General features: G+C 67.7%; 16 protein-coding genes. 11 read left to right on the top strand and 5 right to left on the bottom strand.

Annotation, left to right across the window (positions count from 1 at the left end):
• Positions 1–35: 35 nt before the first annotated feature.
• Positions 36–197 (bottom strand): hypothetical protein, encoded by a 162-nt coding sequence (locus tag WS46_RS35360; RefSeq protein WP_006476417.1) that lies wholly within the window; start codon positions 195–197, stop codon positions 36–38.
• Between the two features lie 242 nt (positions 198–439).
• On the opposite strand from WS46_RS35360, the gene WS46_RS16390 reads away from it, so the two are divergent.
• The 3 genes from WS46_RS16390 to WS46_RS16380 are packed head-to-tail and all read left to right on the top strand — an operon-like array spanning position 440 to position 3,927.
• On the top strand, positions 440–1,483 hold the full coding sequence (locus WS46_RS16390; protein ID WP_059683054.1) for a Fe(3+) ABC transporter substrate-binding protein: 1,044 nt from the start codon (positions 440–442) through the stop codon (positions 1,481–1,483).
• Positions 1,473–3,149, top strand: a complete 1,677-nt coding sequence (locus WS46_RS16385) for an iron ABC transporter permease (RefSeq protein ID WP_059691129.1) — start codon at positions 1,473–1,475, stop codon at positions 3,147–3,149. The genes WS46_RS16390 and WS46_RS16385 overlap by 11 nt, the downstream gene beginning before the upstream one ends.
• Before the next feature lie 4 nt (positions 3,150–3,153).
• A complete protein-coding gene (locus WS46_RS16380; RefSeq protein ID WP_059691128.1) occupies positions 3,154–3,927 on the top strand; it encodes an ABC transporter ATP-binding protein in 774 nt (257 codons plus the stop codon).
• 83 nt (positions 3,928–4,010) lie between these two features.
• Here WS46_RS16380 and WS46_RS16375 read toward each other — a convergent pair whose 3' ends face one another.
• The 4 genes from WS46_RS16375 to WS46_RS16360 form a co-directional block, all read right to left on the bottom strand.
• On the bottom strand, positions 4,011–4,481 hold the full coding sequence (locus WS46_RS16375; protein ID WP_006754321.1) for an Lrp/AsnC family transcriptional regulator: 471 nt from the start codon (positions 4,479–4,481) through the stop codon (positions 4,011–4,013).
• 285 nt (positions 4,482–4,766) lie between these two features.
• The gene (locus WS46_RS16370) at positions 4,767–5,408 is read right to left on the bottom strand and encodes an NAD(P)-dependent oxidoreductase (RefSeq protein WP_059691127.1); all 642 of its coding nucleotides are present in this window, start codon (positions 5,406–5,408) and stop codon (positions 4,767–4,769) included.
• Positions 5,409–5,545: 137 nt separating this feature from the next.
• Positions 5,546–6,001 (bottom strand): Rrf2 family transcriptional regulator, encoded by a 456-nt coding sequence (locus WS46_RS16365; protein WP_059523607.1) that lies wholly within the window; start codon positions 5,999–6,001, stop codon positions 5,546–5,548.
• A 91-nt stretch (positions 6,002–6,092) separates the two neighbouring features.
• Entirely contained in the window at positions 6,093–6,521 is a 429-nt protein-coding gene (locus WS46_RS16360; RefSeq protein WP_059523609.1) for a hypothetical protein, read from the bottom strand.
• A 193-nt stretch (positions 6,522–6,714) separates the two neighbouring features.
• On the opposite strand from WS46_RS16360, the gene WS46_RS16355 reads away from it, so the two are divergent.
• From WS46_RS16355 to WS46_RS16320, 8 genes are all read left to right on the top strand, one after another.
• The gene (locus WS46_RS16355; RefSeq protein ID WP_059691126.1) at positions 6,715–7,050 is read left to right on the top strand and encodes a hypothetical protein; all 336 of its coding nucleotides are present in this window, start codon (positions 6,715–6,717) and stop codon (positions 7,048–7,050) included.
• Between the two features lie 243 nt (positions 7,051–7,293).
• Complete coding sequence (locus WS46_RS16350; RefSeq protein ID WP_059691125.1) at positions 7,294–8,487, top strand: ammonium transporter; 1,194 nt, start codon at positions 7,294–7,296, stop codon at positions 8,485–8,487.
• 193 nt (positions 8,488–8,680) lie between these two features.
• Complete coding sequence (locus WS46_RS16345) at positions 8,681–10,639, top strand: PhoX family phosphatase (RefSeq protein WP_059691124.1); 1,959 nt, start codon at positions 8,681–8,683, stop codon at positions 10,637–10,639.
• 561 nt (positions 10,640–11,200) lie between these two features.
• Positions 11,201–12,025, top strand: a complete 825-nt coding sequence (locus WS46_RS16340) for an IclR family transcriptional regulator (protein WP_059691123.1) — start codon at positions 11,201–11,203, stop codon at positions 12,023–12,025.
• 250 nt (positions 12,026–12,275) lie between these two features.
• On the top strand, positions 12,276–13,646 hold the full coding sequence (locus tag WS46_RS16335) for an MdtA/MuxA family multidrug efflux RND transporter periplasmic adaptor subunit (RefSeq protein WP_059691122.1): 1,371 nt from the start codon (positions 12,276–12,278) through the stop codon (positions 13,644–13,646).
• Between the two features lie 15 nt (positions 13,647–13,661).
• Positions 13,662–16,781: an MdtB/MuxB family multidrug efflux RND transporter permease subunit gene (locus WS46_RS16330; protein WP_059691121.1), complete on the top strand. Its 3,120-nt coding sequence runs from the start codon at positions 13,662–13,664 to the stop codon at positions 16,779–16,781.
• Positions 16,782–16,784: 3 nt separating this feature from the next.
• Entirely contained in the window at positions 16,785–20,093 is a 3,309-nt protein-coding gene (locus tag WS46_RS16325) for an efflux RND transporter permease subunit (RefSeq protein ID WP_059691120.1), read from the top strand.
• Positions 20,094–20,208: 115 nt separating this feature from the next.
• Complete coding sequence (locus WS46_RS16320) at positions 20,209–20,592, top strand: VOC family protein (protein WP_059467132.1); 384 nt, start codon at positions 20,209–20,211, stop codon at positions 20,590–20,592.
• The last annotated feature ends 58 nt before the right edge of the window (positions 20,593–20,650 follow it).

The raw sequence follows: 20,650 nt of genomic DNA, 5'->3' as shown, positions 1-20,650 counted from the left end.
GGGCCGCGCGGCGATCATGCGCATCCGCGCCGGCGTCAGTGCGACGCGGCGCTCGCCGCCTCGGCCGGATGAGCCTCGTCGTACGCGTGCTTCTGCGAGATCGCGTTATACAGGATCGTCCCGATCACGAGCAGCACGGCCACGACGATCAGGATGCTCACGTTGCGGACAGGGTTCTTCTTGCGCTGATCGTTCATGGTCGGTACGGCTCCGTCGATTTCGTTGAAGCGGGCATTCTACGCGCTTGCGCCTGCGCTGCGACGCCCCGGTAGCGCACCTCCCTCCCATCTTCCTCCCGGCTTTCCGACACCTTTCATTTGATAATCATTCCCATTTCGATCTAGAATCCGAAATCTTTCGCTTTGTAATGTTTCGGGTTGCTCGGGCGGCAGGCACGCCCCGGAACGCTTCTTCGTCCGCCTGCCTCATCGGAGTCTCCATGTCGAACCCGCGCACCCGCCTGCTGCCGCTCGCCGGCGCCCTCGCCCTTGCCGCCGCCGCATTCGCGCCACTGGCCCACGCGGCCGAGGAAGTGAGCCTGTACACCACCCGCGAACCGAAGCTGATCCAGCCGCTGATCGACGCGTTCACGAAACAGAGCGGCGTCAAGGTCAATACGGTGTTCGTGAAGGACGGCCTGCTTGAACGCGTGAAGGCGGAAGGCGCGCAGTCGCCCGCCGACGTGCTGATGACGGTCGACATCGGCAACCTCCTCGACCTCGTCGACGGCGGGCTCGCGCAGCCGGTGCGCTCGAAGGTGCTCGACGATGCGATTCCCGCGAACCTGCGCGGCGCGCAAGGCGACTGGTACGCGCTCTCGCTGCGCGATCGCGTGCTGTACGTGGAGAAAGACCTGAAGGTCGACGCGTTCCGCTACGAGGATCTCGCCGATCCGAAATGGAAGGGCAAGGTCTGCATCCGCTCGGGGCAGCATCCGTACAACACGGCACTCGTCGCGGCGATGATCGCGCACGACGGCGAAGCCGCGACCGAAAAGTGGCTGCGGGGCGTGAAGGCGAACCTCGCCCGCAAGGCGACGGGCGGCGACCGCGACGTCGCGCGCGACATTCTCGGCGGCATCTGCGACGTCGGTCTTGCCAACGCGTACTACGTCGGTCACATGAAGAACGCGGAGCCGGGCACCGATGCGCGCAAGTGGGGCGACGCGATCAAGGTCGTGCGGCCGACGTTCGCGAACGCGAAGAGCGGTGGCACGCACGTGAACATCAGCGGCGCGACGGTCGCGAAGCACGCGCCGCACAAGGCCAACGCGGTGAAGCTGCTCGAGTACCTCGTGTCGCCGGAAGCGCAGGCGCTGTACGCGCAGGCGAACTACGAATATCCGGTGCGCGCGAACGTGAAGCTCGATCCGGTGATCGCGAGCTTCGGCACGCTGAAGGTCGACCCGCTGCCGCTGACCGACATCGCGAAGCACCGCAAGGCGGCCAGCCAGCTCGTCGACAAGGTCGGCTTTGACAACTGACGCAATGTTCGTCCGCGCGCGCCGCCGGCCGCTCCGTTCGCGCGCGGGCGGCCTCTGGCTGGGCGCGGCCGTCGCGATCGCCGCGGCGGTCGCGGCGCCGGTCGCGGTGCTGATCGCCGCCGCGTTCGGCGCCGATCTCGCGCACTGGAAGCATCTCGCCGAATTCGTGCTGCCGCAGGCGCTCGTCAACACGTTGCTGTTGCTCGCGGGCGTCGGCGCGATCGTCACGGTGGTCGGCACCGGCTGCGCATGGCTCGTCACCGCGTACGACTTTCCCGGCCGCCGGATGCTGACCTGGGCGCTGCTGCTGCCGCTCGCGGTGCCCACCTATATCGTCGCGTTCGCCTATCTCGACCTGCTCCATCCGATCGGCCCCGTGCAGGGCGCGATCCGCTGGCTGCTCGGCTTCGACAGCCCGCGCCAGTTCCGTCTGCCCGACCTGCGCTCGCTGCCCGGCGCGATCTTCGTGCTCGGTTTCGTGCTGTATCCGTACGTGTACCTGAGCACGCGCGCGATGTTCGTCACGCAGTCCGCGAGTCTGCTCGAAGCCGCGCGCACGCTCGGCGCGGGACGCATCGCGACGTTCTGGCGCGTCGTCGTGCCGCTCGCGCGGCCCGCGATCGCGGTCGGCGTGAGCCTTGCGCTGCTCGAAACGCTGAACGACATCGGCGCATCGGAATTCCTCGGCGTGCAGACGCTGACCGTGTCGGTCTACACGACGTGGATCACGCGCTCCGATCTCGCCGGCGCCGCGCAGATCGCGCTCGCGATGCTCGCGATCGTCGTCGGCATGATCGCGCTCGAACGCTACGGGCGCCGCCGCCAGCGCTACGCGCACGGCCGGCGCATGCGTCCGGTCGCACCGCGCAAGCTGACGGGCGCGGCCGCGTGGAGCGCCGCCGCGCTCGGCTGGCTGCCGGTGCTGCTCGGCTTCGGCGCACCGGCCGCGTACCTCGCGGTCGAGACCGGCAAGCGGCTGCATCTCGTCGGTGGCGTATCCGCGCAATTGATGACCGGGCTCACGAACACGCTGACGATCGCCGCCGCCGCAACCGTCGCGACGCTCGCATGCGGGCTCGTCGTCGCATGGGCGGCGCGCGCGCAGCGCGACAGCGCGCGCGCGGGCCCGGCCCGCGTGTGCGCGCGAATCGCGAGCCTCGGCTACGCGGTGCCTGGCACCGTGCTCGCGATCGGCCTGCTGATCCCGTTCGCGGCGGCCGATCGGCTGCTCGGCGCGGCGCTCGGCCGTGACGGACTGCTGCTGATGGGATCGGCGGCCGCGCTCGTGATCGCCTACACCGTACGCTTTCTCGCGATCTCGGCCGGCAGCATCGAAGCCGGCCTCGCGCGCATCCCGCCGTCGCTCGAACACGCCGCGCGCGCGCTCGGCGAGACGGCCGGCGGCACGCTGCGCCGCGTGCACCTGCCGCTGCTGCGGCCCGCGCTCACGACGAGCGCACTGCTCGTCTTCGTCGACGCGATGAAGGAGCTGCCGGCGACGCTGCTGCTGCGCCCGCTGAATTTCGACACGCTCGCGACCTGGCTGTATGCGGAGGCCGCGCGCGGCACCTATGAGGAAGGCGCGGTCGCCGCGCTCGCGATCGTGCTGGCCGGGCTCGTGCCCGTGATCCTGCTCGCGCGCACCCGTCACAAGATCGGAGCCTGACACCGTGAACCTGCTCGAACTCGACGACCTCTGCGTCGCCTACGACACGCCGCACGGCCGCCGCACGGTGGTCGACGGGCTGAGCCTCGCGCTGCCGCGCGGCGACATCGGCTGCCTGCTCGGCGCATCGGGCTGCGGCAAGACCACCGTGCTGCGCGCGATCGCGGGCTTCGAGCCCGTGCGCATGGGACGCATCGTGCTGGACGGCACGCCCGTCGCGGCGCCGTCGCTCGACGTGCCGCCCGAACGGCGACGCATCGGGATGATGTTCCAGGACTATGCGCTGTTCCCGCACCTGAGTGCGGCCGACAACGTCGCCTTCGGCCTGCGGCGCATGCCGAAGGCCGAGCGGCGCGCGCGCGTCGCGGACATGCTCGAGCTCGTCGGCCTCGCCGCTTCCGGCAGCGCGTATCCGCACGAACTGTCGGGCGGCCAGCAGCAGCGCGTCGCCCTCGCCCGCGCGCTCGCGCCGTCGCCCGAGCTGCTGCTGCTCGACGAGCCGTTCTCGAATCTCGACGTCGATACGCGCGAGCGGCTCGCGTTCGAGCTGCGCGACATCCTGAAGCGCACGGGCCACACCGCGATCCTCGTCACGCACAATCAGGCGGAAGCGTTCGCGATCGCCGACCGGATCGGCGTGATGAAGGACGGCCGGCTCGCGCAATGGGACACGCCGTACGCGCTGCACCACCATCCGGCCAGCCCGTTCGTCGCGGAGTTCGTGCGCCGCGACGCGCTCGCGGACGAACGCGCACGCGCGCTGTCGCGCGGCCGCTGACCGGGCGATAACGGCGCGTATCGGCGGCGCGCACACGTAACGCCCATGCGCATCGGCGCGGTAGTCCGTTGCCGCCCCTCGCGCTATGCCGGCTCGGACAGATCGCGCACCGGCAGCGCGGTCGAATACTTGATCTGCTCCATCGCGAACGACGAACTCACGTCGAACAGCGGCACCGCGCGGATCAGTTGCTTGTACACGCGATCGTAATCGTCGATCCCGGCCACCACGACCCGCAGCAGATAGTCGGTCTCGCCGCTCATCCGGTAGACCTCGACGACTTCCGGCATGTCGCGCACGGCCTGCGTGAAGCGCTGCGCCCACTCCTCGGTGTGCTGGTTCGTGCGGATCGCGACGAACACCGTCGTGCCGACACCGAGCTTGCGCGGATCGCACAGCGCGACCTGCGCGCGAATCGCGCCGGTTTCCTTGAGCCGCTGCACGCGCTTCCAGCAGGGCGTCTGCGACAAATTCACGCGCTGCGCGAGTTCCGCGATCGGCAATGTGGCATCTGCCTGCAACAGCTCTAGCAGTTTGCGATCGATGGCATCCATTTACCCGGTCCCTCGTAGATAGAAATTTTTTCTATGCATCCTGCATGACGGGGAACAATATGGAAACCGCCGCGCGGCGTCGACCGGGATAAATACCAATCAGGCCGGAAAGCATCCGCGTCACGCGCGATCCCCCGCGCAGCGCGCCATCGATCGTCGGCACACCAGACGAAACAGGCGATTCCACCCGCCGAGATGGAATCGCCTGAAGTCATTGCGGCTGCGCAGCCTGCTGGCCGCTCACGGCGAATGCGGCACCTGCGCGCCGCCTTGCCGTGAGATCGCTCAATACGCGACCGTTGCGATCTCGCGCACGAAGCTGCGTTGCTCGAGCGCATCGACGAACGCGACCGCGTAGTCTTCCGCCGAGATCCTGCTGTTGCCCTCTGCGTCCACGATCAGCTTGCCCGTGCCCGTGCGGAACGTGCCCGTGCGCTCGCCCGGCGCGATCAGGGCTGCCGGCGCGAAGAACGTCCAGTCGAGATCGCCGACCGTTTTCAGATAATCGAGCGCATCGCGATGCGCGAGCGCGACTGCCTTGTACGCGTCCGGGAAACCTTCGGTGTCGACCAGTTGCTTGCCCGGCGCGACTTCGAGCGAACCGGCGCCCCCCACCACCACGAGCCGCTTCAGACCCGCCTGGCGCGTGCTTTCCACCAGCGCCTTCGCCGCGGCGGTGATCTTCGCGGGTTCGTCCTGCTTCTGGCTGTACGCGCTCGCGACGACGTCGTGGCCCGGCAGCGCGGCCGCGATGCTGGCCGCATCGAACAGGTCGGCCGCCTTCGCGGTGATGCCGTCGCCGGCCGCGCCCGGATGGCGTGACAGCGCGGTCACGCGATGGCCGCGGCGCACGGCTTCCGCGGCGATGCGCGAGCCGATCATCCCGGTGGCGCCGAACAGTGCGATGTTCAAGGTACGTTGCGTCATGTCGATTCTCCAGAAGTAAAAAGTAACTACGTTGATTACATATAAGATCGAAAAAAAACGGAGCAACACTCCGTCGTACCGGTCGCCGCGCGTGCGCGTCACCCGGCCTCCTGCCCTGCATCAGCCGTTGCTCGCGATCACCCGCCGGTGCTTCCCGCCGGCCGGCGGCGCTGCTCCGATTCGAGCACGTCGGCCGTGACGTCCGCAAGCGTGCGCGTGGCAAGCGATGCTTCCATCGCGCGCTGCGCGTCGCCGATATAGCCGATCAGCACGCCCTGAATGTGCCGCCCGACGAGACATGCGGGATTCGGCGCCTCGCGATGCAGTGCGAACAGCTGCGCATCGTCGACCGCGCGATACACGTCGAGCAGCGTGATCTCGCCGGGCTCGCGCGCCAGCAGCGCGCCGCCGCCCGCGCCGAGCTGCGACGTGGTCAGCCCCGCAGCCGCCAGCATCGACAACAGACGGCGAATCAGCGCCGGATTCGTGTTCACGCTACCCGCGATGATGTCGGACGACAGCGGCGCACCTTCCTGCATCGACAGCAAGGCAAGCACATGAACGGCAAACGCGAACCGGCTGCTGGTATTCATTCCTCACTCACTCGGTGACGCCGGCCCGAACGGCAGCCGGCGGCAATGTGTACGCACTATAGTTACATTTCACGCATTCCGCAAGGGGCGCTTACTCGCCGCTGGCCGGCTTCGCACCCGATGCGTTCTGCTGACTCCACTGCTGGAGCTTCTTGCCGGCCTCCGCCATCTTCGCGCCCGCTTCCGATGCCGCGTGTGCGACGACGGCGGACGCGGCCGCATCGATCTGCGCCTGCGCGGCGGACGCGAGGCCGCTCGCGGACAGCGGCGGCACGGCCGAGGCCGCGCTCGCGATGCCGGCCTTCGCGGCATTGATCTGTTGGTTGACGGTGCTCGCCACCTGGTCGAGCGCCTTGGCCGCGTTGTTCGCGGCATCCGCGGCCGCGCTGGCGGCCGTATCGGGTTGCGTGGCCGGCGTGCCGGACTTCTCGCAGCCTGCGAGCAACAGCGCCGCACCGACGGCCGCGGCCGCCAGCACGGACCCGGGCACGCGACGCGCCAGCCAAGTCTTCATCTTCATCAGCGATCTCCGGCCGTGCACCGCACGGCCTGAATGGTTGGACCAGCGTCGATGATACCGCCTGTGGAACAGGGCCAATGACGACTGGTGATTAAAAATGCCTTTCAATTTCGGATTTGTCTGATTCAATCGCAGGCGTGCCGAGACTAAAGTGGGCAGGCTTCAATCCGCTCCGTCTGCTGCCCGCTTCTTCATGGCTTTCCTCATCGACTGGTTCATCGCGCTGGCCGCCGCGCTCGCCGCCACCCTGTTCCTGTGCCTTCGCTCACCGTCCGCGTCGCGCCTGCGCGCGGCCGGACGCCCGCGCCGCGTGGCGTGCGCTCGCCTGCTCGCCCAGGCGGTGATCGGCTTCTGGACGGCCGCGCTGATCGTCGCGCAAGGCATCCTTGGCTCCGACGGCGACGGCCAGTCGCACGCGGGCTTCGCGGCGCTCGCGTTTGCCGCACTCGGGCTCACCACCGTCGCCGCCTATTGGTGTGCCTGCGCACTGCGGCTGCGGCGCTCGCGCGTGCTGTTCGCCCGCCGCTGACGCGCCAGACCGGTGCATCGCGGCGCACCACGCCGCGCATCGCACGCACCAGTTGCGCTCGCGTCGCACCACACGCGTGCACCCGCTGCGCCTCCGGCCCCACACGCGGCCTGCCCCGCTCCCGTGCACGCATCGCCCGCGTGCCGCATCGCACGGCCGCCCGCACCACTTATACGCACGCGTTCACCAAGTTGGCTCGATATTTGCATTCCTTGCCCGTTTTTTGCGCAAGGAAGCCACGGCATGGATGGTCTGAAATCCGGCGTCGACACATTGTTCCTGTTGATCGGCGCCGTCATGGTGCTCGCGATGCACGCGGGCTTCGCATTTCTCGAGCTCGGCACGGTCCGCAAGAAGAACCAGGTCAACGCGCTCGTGAAGATCCTGGTCGACTTCTCGGTGTCGACGCTCGCGTATTTCTTCATCGGCTACACGATCGCGTATGGCGTCGAGTTCTTCGACGACATCGGCACGCTGTCGCAGCACAGCGGCTACGCGCTCGTGCGCTTCTTCTTCCTGCTGACGTTCGCGGCGGCCATTCCCGCGATCGTGTCCGGCGGCATCGCCGAACGCGCGAAATTCAATCCTCAACTCGTCGCGACGCTGATCATCGTCGGCTTCATCTATCCGTTCTTCGAAGGAATGGCATGGAATGAACGCTTCGGCGTGCAGGGCTGGCTCACGCATGCGTTCGGCGCGCCGTTCCACGATTTCGCGGGCTCGGTCGTCGTGCACGCGTTCGGCGGCTGGGTTGCGCTGCCGGCCGTGCTGCTGCTCGGCGCACGCCACGGCCGCTATGCGAAGGACGGCCGGATCGCCGCGCACCCGCCGTCGAACATTCCGTTCCTCGCGCTCGGCGCGTGGGTGCTCGCGGTCGGCTGGTTCGGCTTCAACGTGATGAGCGCGCAGACGCTCGACAAGATCAGCGGCCTGGTCGCCGTGAACTCGCTGATGGCGATGGTCGGCGGCACGCTCGCCGCGTGGATGGCCGGCCGCAACGATCCGGGTTTCACGTACAACGGCCCGCTCGCGGGCCTCGTCGCGGTCTGCGCGGGCTCCGACGTGATGCACCCGATCGGTGCGCTCGTCACCGGCGCGGCAGCCGGCGCGTTGTTCGTCGCGATGTTCACCTGCGTGCAGAACAAGTGGCGCATCGACGACGTGCTCGGCGTGTGGCCGCTGCACGGGATGTGCGGCGCGCTCGGCGGCATCGCGGCCGGCGTGTTCGGGCAACCCGCGTTCGGCGGCCTCGGCGGCGTGTCGTTCGTGTCGCAACTCATCGGCACGCTCGGCGGCATCGCGATCGCCACCGCCGGCAGCACGCTCGTGTACGGTGCGCTGAAGGCGACCGTCGGGCTGCGCCTCGAGCGCGAAGCCGAATTCGACGGCGCCGACCTGTCGATCCACCGCATCTCGGCGACGCCCGAGCGCGACTGAGCGCGAACAGTCGCCCGACCGGCGTCCGGCAGCAGGCCTGACGGACGCCCGACGCATCATTACGTTTTCAATTCAAAAAACTTTCATCGAGCATCCCTACACTTCGGTCCAGTTTTCAACTCGCCTTCGCATTGCTTGCTGATCGCCTGCTTCGCGAAAGGCCATTCTTCCAACATTCGAAACTGGACTCCACATGCCCGCGTTGCCCAATGCTTCCCGTCGTCAGGCCCTGAAGATCCTCGCCGGCGCGCCCATGCTGCCCCTCTCCGGCCTCGCGCTGCCGGCCCTGCTGACGGGCTGCGGCGGCGACGACAATCCGGCGGCGACGCCGGCCGCCGCCGCGTACACGTCGGCGGCATTCTCGGCGATGGCCGCGCCCACGCTCGACAACGCGGCCGCTATGGCCACGACGACGGTCGGCTCGACGCTGTCGGTGTCGTTCTCGGACGGCTCGTCGCGCAACTTCAAGCTCGCGTACCGGCCGTTCTTCGTGACGGGCGACATGGTGCCGGACGGCAAGGGCGGCACGACGCTCGCGGGCGGCTACTACGACATCAACAACCAGCCGATCATCGACCGCTCGGTGGCGGGCAAGGAGCGCCAGTTCTATTCGGACTGCCCGGACGGCAGCTCGCTGCTGACGCTGAAGAATGCGAACGTGGCCGGCGTGAAGGGCAACACGGTGTTCGCGGTCGTGCAGTTCGAATACACGACGCGCGATCAGGCGAGCGCATCGCAGTACGGCCAGCTGCCGTCGCCGATCGCGGTGATCACGCTCGACCAGGATCCGTCCAGCGGCGCGCTGAAGGTCGTCAAGTATCACAACGTCGACACGTCGAAGGCGCACGGCCTGTGGATCACGTGCGGCGCGAGCCTGTCGCCGTGGGGCACGCACCTGTCGAGCGAGGAATACGAGCCGGACGCCACGAAGGCCGCGACCGACGCGCAGTTCAAGGCATTCAGCCGGAACACGTTCGGCGACGAGACGAAGGCGAACCCCTATCACTACGGCCACCTGCCCGAGATCACGGTGAACCCGGACGGCACCGGCTCGGTGAAGAAGCACTACTGCCTCGGCCGCATCTCGCACGAGCTGATCCAGGTGATGCCGGACCAGCGCACGGTGATGATGGGCGACGACGCCACCAACGGCGGCCTGTTCATGTTCGTCGCCGACAAGGCGGCCGACCTGTCGGCCGGCACGCTGTACGTCGCGAAGTGGACGCAGACGTCGTCCGCCGGCGCCGGCAGCGCGACGCTCACGTGGATCAGGATCGGTCACGCGACCAGCAGCGAGATCGAGACGCTCGCGAACACGCTGAAGGCGTCGGACATCATGGACCTGACGACGACCGACCCGAACGACGCGAGCTACACGAAGATCCACTTCGGGGGCAAGTTCAACTGGATGCGCGTGAAGCCCGGGATGGAAAAGGCGGCCGCGTTCCTCGAGACGCACCGCTACGCGGCGCTGATCGGCGGCAGCATGGCGTTCACGAAGCTCGAAGGCACGACGGTCAACGCGAAGGACAAGATCGTCTACACGGCGATGTCGCGGATCGAGACGTCGATGGTCCAGGGCAATGCGGTGTCGCGCGACGTCGCGGTGGACAAGAAGATCGCGGCAGGCGCCGTCTACGCGCTGAACCTGAAGGCCGGCCAGCGCGACACGTCGGGCGGCGCGATCGACAGCGAGTGGGTGCCGGTCGACATGGGCGCGCCGGCCGCGCTCGTCGGCGAGGACCTCGCCGCGGCCGATGCGCTCGGCAACCTCGCGAACCCGGACAAGATCGCGAACCCCGACAACCTGAAGTTCTCCGAGAAACTGCGCACGCTCTTCATCGGCGAAGACTCGGGCATGCACGTGAACAACTTCCTGTGGGCGTACAACGTCGACACGAAGTCGCTCGCACGCGTGCTGTCGTGCCCGGCCGGCGCCGAATCGACGGGCCTGCACGCGGTCGACGAGATCAACGGCTGGACCTACATCATGAGCAACTTCCAGCACGCGGGCGACTGGGAGTCGCCGCTGCACGACAAGGTCAAGCCGACGCTCGATCCGCTCGTTCGCGCGAACTTCAAGGACCGCTTCGGCGCCAGTGTCGGCTACCTGACGGCCGAGCCGACCAGCATCAAGCTCGCGAAGGGCTGACCTTCGGCACTGTGGGGCCGCGTGCCCCTGTCACGCTTTCTTCTTCACGTTTCATTCGTCGGCGCTCCACGCCGGTTTACGCGCGATGCCCATTGCGGGCATCGCGCTTTTTTTTGCGCGCGCCGCACGCACGCAGGCGCGCACGAGCACGGTCGAACGGGCGATTTCAGCGATCGGGGGATAATACGGACCTGATGCGTCCGGCGGACGGGCAAAAAAAAGCGCCACGGAGACCGTGGCGCTAAAAAAGTTCTAGCCATTCCGAGGGCCGTGCTAGAACCTGAGAGACTGCGCGAAACACCGTTGCCGGTTAAACTCGTGAAACGATGTTTCGAAAACGTGAGACATTCTTTCCGTTTCCGCCCGACAAGTCAAGCGGTATTTGCACCGGTTTGTTCACCTCCCGGTAATGCTCATTTGAGCGCTTTCCTAATAAACCAAGGGTGAACCCGTAAAATCTCATGCGATGAACGATTCACCCATGGAACATGCATCTTTTGACAATCATCCTACAATACCAACAAAATTGAAATCGAGTTTCGGAAATAGAGAGAATCCCTCGTGTCGACACCTGTAACGCCTCCCGCGCCCCGAGACCGCGAATCGTCGCCGGACGAGATCACCGCGCTCGCGCGCGGCCTCGCCGTGCTGCGGCGCATCGCGGCCGCCGACGCCCCGGTCAGCAACCGCGAACTCACCGAATTGACGGGCATCCCGAAGCCGACCGTGTCGCGCATCACCGCGACGCTCGTCAGCGCCGGCTTCCTGTTCCAGTTGCCCGATAGCGAGCGCTTCGTGCTGACCGCGTCGGTGCTGGAGCTGAGCCACGGCTTCCTGCGCAACTTCGACATCCGCGCGCGCTCGCGGCCGTTCATGATCGAACTCGCCGAGCGCACGTCGCTGTCGGTGCACCTCGCGGTGCGCGACCGGCTCGACATGGTCGCGATCGACGTGATCCGGCCGCGCTCGGCCGTGCTCGTCACGCGTCTCGAGATCGGCTCGCGGATGGACATCGCGCGCACCGCGGTCGGCCGCGCGTATCTCGCGGCACTGGAGGACGACGAGCGCCGCGTGCTGCTCGACGCGCTGCGCGCGACGGCCGGCGACGACTGGCCGCACGTATCGGCGCGCCTGAACCCCGGCGTCGAGGACGCGATGCGCACGGGCCATGCGATCGCGATCGGCGAATGGCGCGAAGGGCTGAACGCGGTCGCGGCCGGTTTCGTCGGCCCGTCGGGCCAGCGCTATTCGGTGAACTGCGGCGGCGCATCCAGTCAGTGCCCGCCCGAATGGCTGCAGGAACACGTGGTGCCCGCGCTGCACGAATGCATCGCGAAAATCACCCGCGAGATCGGCGGCGCACCCGCCCGGCGCAGCGCCGTGTAATCGATCCGTCATCGTCCCGTCGCCTTCTGTAACGACCGTAACCCGTTGAAAGATAGACGACTGGACTGTAACGGGGACGGGACGTAGCATCATGCCCATCGTCGCGCCGCATTCTCGGCGCGCACCGCTCTTTTCTTTTCCCGCGCGGGCCGGAAGGGCCCGGACCGAGCCGGCCCTCCGGCACCGCAAGCCCACGCGCCGCCCCAAGCCCGTTTCCCGGCCCGCCGCGCCGTCTTCCTGACAGAACACGATGGACAACCAACAAAAGCCCACGCCCCCTTCGAAGGATCCCGCCTCCCCCGCCGCGCGCCGTCCGCGCCGCACGCTGGTGATCGGGACGCTCGCGGTCGTCGTCATCGGCGGCTTGCTGTGGTGGCACCCGTGGAACCGTACGCAGGCGGACGCGCCGGCAGCGGGCAGCGCTGCCTCCGGCGCGAGCGCCGGCGGTGGCGGCCATCGCGGCCGCGGCGGCCCCGCCGCCATGGCGAACGTTCCGCAACCCGTATCGGTCGCGACCGCGACGCAGGGCGAGATGCCGATCGTGCTGTCCGCGCTCGGCACCGTGACGCCGCTCGCGAACGTGACGGTCAAGACGCAGTTGTCGGGTTATCTGCAGTCCGTCGCGTTCCAGGAAGGCCAGATCGTCAAGAAAGGCGACCTGCTCGCGCAGGTCGACCCGCGCCCGTATCAGGTCGCGCTCGAGAATGCCGAAGGCACGCATGCGCGCGACTCGGCGCTGCTCGCGACGGCCCGCATCGACCTGAAGCGCTACCAGACGCTGCTGTCGCAGGACTCGATCGCGTCGCAGACGGTCGACACCCAGGCGTCGCTCGTCAAGCAATACGAAGGAACGGTGAAGACCGACCAGGCAGCGATCGACTCCGCGAAGCTCAACCTCACGTACGCGCGCATCACGGCGCCGGTGTCGGGCCGCGTCGGCCTGCGCCAGGTCGACCCCGGCAACTACGTGACGCCGGGCGACACGAACGGGATCGTCGTGATCACGCAGCTGCAGCCGATGAGCGTGATCTTCACGACCTCGGAGGACAACCTGCCGCAGATCGTCAAGCAGGTGAACGCGGGCCGGAAACTGTCGGTCACCGCGTACAACCGCAACAACACGGTGCCGCTCGAAACGGGTTCGCTCCAGACGCTCGACAACCAGATCGACACGAGCACCGGCACGGTCAAGCTGCGCGCGACCTTCGACAACAAGGAAGGCCTGCTGTTTCCGAATCAGTTCGTAAACACGCGGCTGCTGGTCGACGTGATGCGCGATGCGACGATCGTGCCGACGGCCGCCGTGCTGACGGGCTCGATCGGCCAGTTCGTGTACATCGTGAAACCCGACAACACGGTGACGGTGCGCAAGGTCAAGGTCGGCCCGGTCGACGGCGAGCGCACCAGCATCGTCAGCGGCGTCGCGATCGGCGAGCGCGTGGTCACCGACGGCTCCGACCGGCTGCGCGAAGGCGCGAAGATCACGATCCCGGCCGACAAGCCGAAAGGCGCGTCGGGCGCGCACGGCGCCGGCGCGGCGTCGGGTGCACCGGGCGCGGCCGCCCACCGCGGCGGACAGAAGCACGACGCGTCGCAGGCAGCGGCCCCCGCGGCCCAGTAACGCGCGGGCCGCTCGATGAATCCATCCCGCCTCTTCATTCTCCGGCCGGTCGGCACCGCCCTCCTGATGGCGGCGATCATGCTGGCCGGTCTCGTCGCGCTGCGCTTCCTGCCGCTCGCCGCGCTGCCCGAAGTCGACTACCCGACGATCCAGGTCCAGACCTTCTATCCGGGCGCGAGCCCGGAGGTGATGACGTCGTCGGTCACCGCGCCGCTGGAGCGGCAGTTCGGCCAGATGCCGTCGCTGAACCAGATGTCGTCGCAAAGCTCGGCCGGCGCGTCGGTGATCACGCTGCAGTTCTCGCTCGACCTGCCGCTCGACATCGCCGAACAGGAAGTGCAGGCCGCGATCAACGCGGCCGGCAACCTGCTGCCGTCCGATCTGCCCGCCCCGCCGATCTACGCGAAGGTCAATCCGGCCGACGCGCCGGTGCTGACGCTGGCCATCACGTCGAAGACCTTGCCGCTCACGCAGGTACAGGACCTGACCGACACGCGTCTCGCGATGAAGATCTCGCAGATCGCGGGTGTCGGCCTCGTCAGCCTGTCGGGCGGCAACCGGCCGGCCGTGCGGATCCAGGCCAACCCGACCGCGCTCGCGAAGTACGGGATGAACCTCGACGATCTGCGCACGACGATCTCGAACCTGAACGTGAACACGCCGAAAGGCAACTTCGACGGCCCGACGCGCGCGTACACGATCAACGCGAACGACCAGCTCACCAGCGCCGATCAATACAACGACGCGGTCGTCGCCTACAAGAGCGGCCGCCCGGTGATGCTGACCGACGTCGCGAAGGTCGTCGCCGGCTCGGAGAACACCAAGCTCGGCGCGTGGGTGAACGCCGAGCCCGCGATCATCCTGAACGTGCAGCGCCAGCCGGGCGCGAACGTGATCGCGACCGTCGACGCGATCAAGGCGCAACTGCCGAAGCTGCAGGAGACGCTGCCCGCCGCGCTCGACGTGCAGATCGTCACCGACCGCACGACGATGATCCGCGCCGCCGTGCGCGACGTGCAGTTCGAGCTGCTGCTCGCGGTCGCGCTGGTCGTGCTGGTGATGTACCTGTTCCTCGCGAACATCTACGCGACCATCATCCCGAGCCTGTCGGTGCCGCTGTCGCTGATCGGCACGCTCGCGGTGATGTACATGGCCGGCTTCTCGCTGAACAACCTGTCGCTGATGGCGCTCACGATCGCGACCGGCTTCGTCGTCGACGACGCGATCGTGATGATCGAAAACATCGCGCGCTACGTCGAGGAAGGCGATTCGGGGCTCGAGGCCGCGCTGAAGGGCTCGCGGCAGATCGGCTTCACGATCATCTCGCTGACGGTGTCGCTGATCGCGGTGCTGATTCCGCTGCTGTTCATGGGCGACGTCGTCGGCCGGCTGTTCCACGAGTTCGCGATCACGCTCGCGGTGACGATCGTGATCTCGGCGATCGTATCGCTCACGCTCGTGCCGATGATGTGCGCGAAGCTGCTGCGCCACTCGCCGCCGCCCGAAAGCCACCGCTTCGAGGCGCGCGTGCACCGCGCGATCGACTGGGTGATCGCGCGCTACGCGGTCGCGCTCGAATGGGTGCTGAACCGCCAGCGCTCGACGCTCGTCGTCGCGCTGCTGACGCTCGGGCTCACCGCCCTGCTCTACGTGTACGTGCCGAAAGGCTTCTTCCCCGCGCAGGATACCGGCGTGATCCAGGCGATCACGCAGGCGCCGCAGTCGATCTCGTACGGCGCGATGGCCGAACGCCAGCAGGCGCTCGCGGCCGAGATCCTGAAGGACCCGAACGTCGACAGCCTCACGTCGTTCATCGGCGTCGACGGCAGCAACATCACGCTGAACAGCGGCCGGATGCTGATCAACCTGAAGGCGCGCGACGAGCGCGCCGAGTCGGCCGCGCAGATCATCCGAGACCTGCAACAGCGCGTCGCGAACGTGACCGGCATCACGCTGTTCATGCAGTCGGTGCAGGACCTGACGATCGACTCGACCGTGAGCCCGACGCAGTACCAGTTCATGCTGACGAGCCCGAATCCTGACGAATTCGCGACCTGGGTGCCGAAGCTCGTCACGCGGCTGCAGAAGGAGCCGTCGCTCGCCGACGTCGCGACCGACCTGCAGAGCAACGGCCAGTCGGTCTACATCGAGATCGACCGCGCGAGCGCCGCGCGCTTCGGCATCACGCCGGCGACCGTCGACAACGCGCTGTACGACGCGTTCGGCCAGCGCATCGTGTCGACCATCTTCACGCAGTCGAACCAGTACCGCGTGATTCTCGAGTCGGAGCCGAAGGAGCAGCATTACGCCGAATCGCTGAACGACATCTACCTGCCGTCCGCGGGCGGCGGCCAGGTGCCGCTGTCGTCGATCGCGTCGTTCCACGAACGGCCGTCGCCGCTGCTCGTCGCGCACCTGTCGCAGTTCCCGTCGACGACGGTCTCGTTCAACCTCGCACCGGGCGCGTCGCTCGGCGAGGCCGTGAAGGCGATCGACGCCGCCGAGAAGGACATCGGCCTGCCCGGCTCGTTCCAGACGCGCTTCCAGGGCGCGGCGCTCGCGTTCCAGGCGTCGCTGTCGAACCAGCTGTTCCTGATCCTCGCGGCGGTCGTCACGATGTACATCGTGCTCGGCGTGCTGTACGAAAGCTACATCCATCCGATCACGATCCTGTCGACGCTGCCGTCGGCCGGCGTCGGCGCGCTGCTCGCACTGATGATCACCGGGCACGATCTCGACATCATCGGGATCATCGGGATCGTGCTGCTGATCGGCATCGTGAAGAAGAACGCGATCATGATGATCGACTTCGCGCTCGAAGCCGAACGCGTCGAAGGCAAGCCGCCGCGCGAGGCGATCTACCAGGCGTGCCTGCTGCGCTTCCGGCCGATCCTGATGACGACGCTCGCCGCGCTGCTCGGCGCGGTGCCGCTGATCTTCGGCGCCGGCGCGGGCTCCGAGCTGCGCCAGCCGCTCGGGATCGCAATCGCGGGCGGCCTGATCGTGTCGCAGGTGCTGACGCTGTTCACGACGCCGGTGATCTACCTCGGCTTCGACAGCCTCGCGCGCCGCGTGCGCGGCTGGTTCGAACGGCACGGCCCCGGCCGCGACGCCGGCAAGCAGACGGGCGCGTAAGCGATGAACCTGTCGCGCCCCTTCATCACCCGCCCCGTCGCGACGACGCTGCTCGCGCTCGGCGTCGCGCTCGCGGGCCTGTTCGCGTTCATCAAGCTGCCGGTGTCGCCGCTGCCGCAGGTCGACTTCCCGACCATCTCGGTGCAGGCGTCGCTGCCCGGCGCGAGCCCCGAGACGGTCGCGACCAGCGTGACGAGCCCGCTCGAGCGGCACCTCGGCTCGATCGCCGACGTCAGCGAAATGACGTCGACCAGCACCGTCGGCAACGCGCGGATCATCCTGCAGTTCGGGCTGAACCGCGACATCGACGGCGCCGCGCGCGACGTGCAGGCCGCGATCAACGCGGCGCGCGCCGACCTGCCCGCGTCGCTGAAGAGCAACCCGACGTACCGCAAGGTCAACCCGGCCGATTCGCCGATCATGGTCGTGTCGCTCACATCGGAAACGTCGTCGCCCGCGAAGCTGTACGACGCCGCGTCGACGGTGCTGCAGCAGTCGCTGTCGCAGATCGACGGGGTCGGCCAGGTGTCGGTGAGCGGTTCCGCGAACCCGGCCGTGCGCGTCGAGCTCGAGCCTCACGCGCTGTTCCACTACGGAATCGGCCTCGAGGACGTGCGGGCCGCGCTCGCGTCCGCGAACGCGAACAGCCCGAAGGGCGCGATCGAATTCGGCCCGAAGCACTTCCAGCTCTACACGAACGACCAGGCCTCGCAGGCGTCGCAGTACAGCGACCTGGTCGTCGCCTACCGCAACGGCGCGGCCGTGCGGCTGTCCGACCTGTCCGAGGTCGTCGACGGCGTCGAGGACCTCCGCAACCTGGGCCTGTCGAACGGCAAGCGCGCGGTGCTCGTGATTCTCTACCGCTCGCCCGGCGCGAACATCATCGAGACGATCGACCGCGTGCGCGCGGCGCTGCCGCAACTCACGGCGTCGCTGCCTGCCGACATCACGGTGACGCCGGTGCTCGACCGTTCGACGACGATCCGCGCGTCGCTGAAGGACACCGAGCACACGCTGCTGATCGCGGTGAGCCTGGTCGTGATGGTGGTGTTCCTGTTCCTGCGCAACTGGCGCGCGACGCTGATTCCGAGCGTCGCGGTGCCGATCTCGATCATCGGCACGTTCGGCGCGATGTACCTGCTCGGCTTCTCGATCGACAACCTGTCGTTGATGGCGCTGATCGTCGCGACCGGCTTCGTCGTCGACGATGCGATCGTCGTGCTCGAGAACATCACGCGCCACATCGAGAACGGCAAGCCGCGGCTGCAGGCTGCGTTCGACGGCGCACGCGAGGTCGGCTTCACCGTGCTGTCGATGAGCATATCGCTCGTCGCGGTGTTCCTGCCGATCCTGCTGATGGGCGGCATCGTCGGGCGCCTGTTCCGCGAATTCGCGTTGACGCTGTCGCTCGCGATCGGCGTGTCGCTCGCCGTCTCGCTGACCGTCACGCCGATGATGTGCGCGCGGCTGCTGCGCGAGTCGCACGAGGTGCGGGAGGAAGGCCGCCTCGGCCGGTTCCTCGAGCGCTTCTTCACGCGGATGCAGCGCGGCTACGAGCGCACGCTGTCGTGGGCGCTGCGCCGTCCGCTGCTGGTCCTGCTGATCCTGTTCGCGACGATCGGCCTGAACGTCTATCTGTACATCATCGTGCCGAAGGGCTTCTTCCCGCAGCAGGACACCGGGTTGATGATCGGCGGCATCCAGGCCGACCAGTCGACGTCGTTCCAGGCGATGAAGCTGAAGTTCTCCGAAATGATGCGGATCGTGCAGGCCAACCCGAACGTGAAGAGCGTCGCGGGCTTCACCGGCGGCACGCAGACCAACTCCGGCTTCATGTTCGTCACGCTGAAGGACCGCACCGAGCGCAAGCTGTCGGCCGACCAGGTGATCCAGCAATTGCGCAAGCCGCTCGCGGACGTCGCGGGTGCGCGCACGTTCCTGCAGGCCGCGCAGGACATCCGCGTCGGCGGCCGGCAGAGCAATGCGCAGTACCAGTTCACGCTGCTCGGCGATTCGAGCGCCGAGCTGTACAAGTGGGGGCCGCTGCTGACCGAGGCGCTGCAAAAGCGCGCCGAGCTGACCGACGTGAACTCCGACCAGCAGCAAGGCGGCCTCGAGGCGATGGTGACGATCGACCGCGCGACCGCCGCGCGGCTCGGCATCAAGCCCTCACAGATCGACAACACGCTGTACGACGCGTTCGGCCAGCGCCAGGTCTCGACGATCTACAACCCGCTGAACCAGTACCACGTCGTGATGGAGGTCGCGCCGAAATACTGGCAGAGCCCGGAGATGCTGAACCAGGTATGGATCAGCACGTCGGGCGGCAGCGCGAACGGCTCGCAGACGACCAACGCCGCGGCGGGCACCTTCGTCGCGACCTCGGCCGGCACGTCGAGCGCCGGGACGGCCGCCACCAGCGCCGCGGCGATCGCGTCCGATTCGGCGCGCAACCAGGCGCTGAACTCGATCGCGTCGAGCGGCAAGTCGAGCGCGTCGTCGGGCGCGGCGGTGTCGACGTCGAAGTCGACGATGATCCCGCTGTCCGCGATCGCGACCTTCGGCCCGAGCACGACGCCGCTGTCGGTCAACCACCAGGGGCTGTTCGTCGCGACGACGATCTCGTTCAATCTGCCGCCGGGCGTGTCGCTGTCGGAGGCGACCCAGGTGATCTACCAGACGATGGCGCAGATCGGCGTACCGCCGACGATCGTCGGCAGCTTCCAGGGCACCGCGCAGGCGTTCCAGCAGTCGCTGAACAACCAGCCGATCCTGATCCTCGCGGCACTCCTGGCGGTCTACATCGTGCTCGGGATCCTGTACGAGAGCTACATCCACCCGATCACGATCCTGTCGACGCTGCCGTCGGCCGGCGTCGGCGCCCTGCTCGCGCTGCTGCTGTTCAAGACCGAGTTCAGCATCATCGCGCTGATCGGCGTGATCCTGCTGATCGGTATCGTGAAGAAGAACGCGATCATGATGGTCGACTTCGCGATCGACCAGACGCGCAACGGCAACAAATCGTCGTTCGATGCGATCCACGAGGCGTGCCTGCTGCGCTTCCGGCCGATCATGATGACGACGATGGCGGCGCTCCTCGGCGCGCTGCCGCTCGCGTTCGGCAGCGGCGACGGCGCCGAGCTGCGTGCGCCGCTCGGGATCGCGATCGCCGGCGGCCTGATCATGTCGCAGGTGCTGACGCTATACACGACGCCGGTCGTCTATCTGTACATGGACCGGTTCCGCGTGTGGGGCGAGAAGCGCCGCAACCGCCGCGGCAACCCGGGCGGACCAGCGGTGGCGGGCGAGTAAGCGGGTAACGGTCACGCGGCCGAATCGGGCGGCCGCGTGACGGGCTTGCACGCCGGCCGTGATCGGCTATCGTGTGTCCATGCCCACCCCTCGCGCCCCTTCCCGGGGACCCGCCATGAACGTCCAGCTGAACCATACGATCGTCTGGTGCCGCGACAAGCACGCGTCGAGCCGCTTCCTCACCGAGCTTCTGGAACTGCCGGCGCCGACGCCGTTCGGCGCGATGCTGGTCGTCCAGCTCGACAACGGCGTGTCGCTCGACTTCTATGAAAAAGAGGGAGAGATCACGGCCCAGCACTACGCTTTCCTGACCGACGAGGCCGGCTTCGATCGCGTGTTCGCGCGCATTCGCGAGCGCGGGCTACCGCACTGGGCCGATCCTGCGAAACGGCAGCCCGGCGACATCTACCGCCACAACGGCGGGCGCGGTGTGTACTTCGACGATCCGGACGGTCACTTCCTCGAAGTGATGACGCAGCCATACGTGCTGAACGGATAGCGGAACGCGTCGGACGGCATTGCACCGGCCGACGTGGCGGCGCGGGCGGCGCCCTCGA

Source organism: Burkholderia sp. RF4-BP95, from assembly GCF_001521985.1.
GTDB classification, from domain to species: domain Bacteria; phylum Pseudomonadota; class Gammaproteobacteria; order Burkholderiales; family Burkholderiaceae; genus Burkholderia; species Burkholderia diffusa.
Note: the sequence above shows the minus strand (reverse complement) of the source record. Positions and strands in the feature narration are given on the sequence as shown.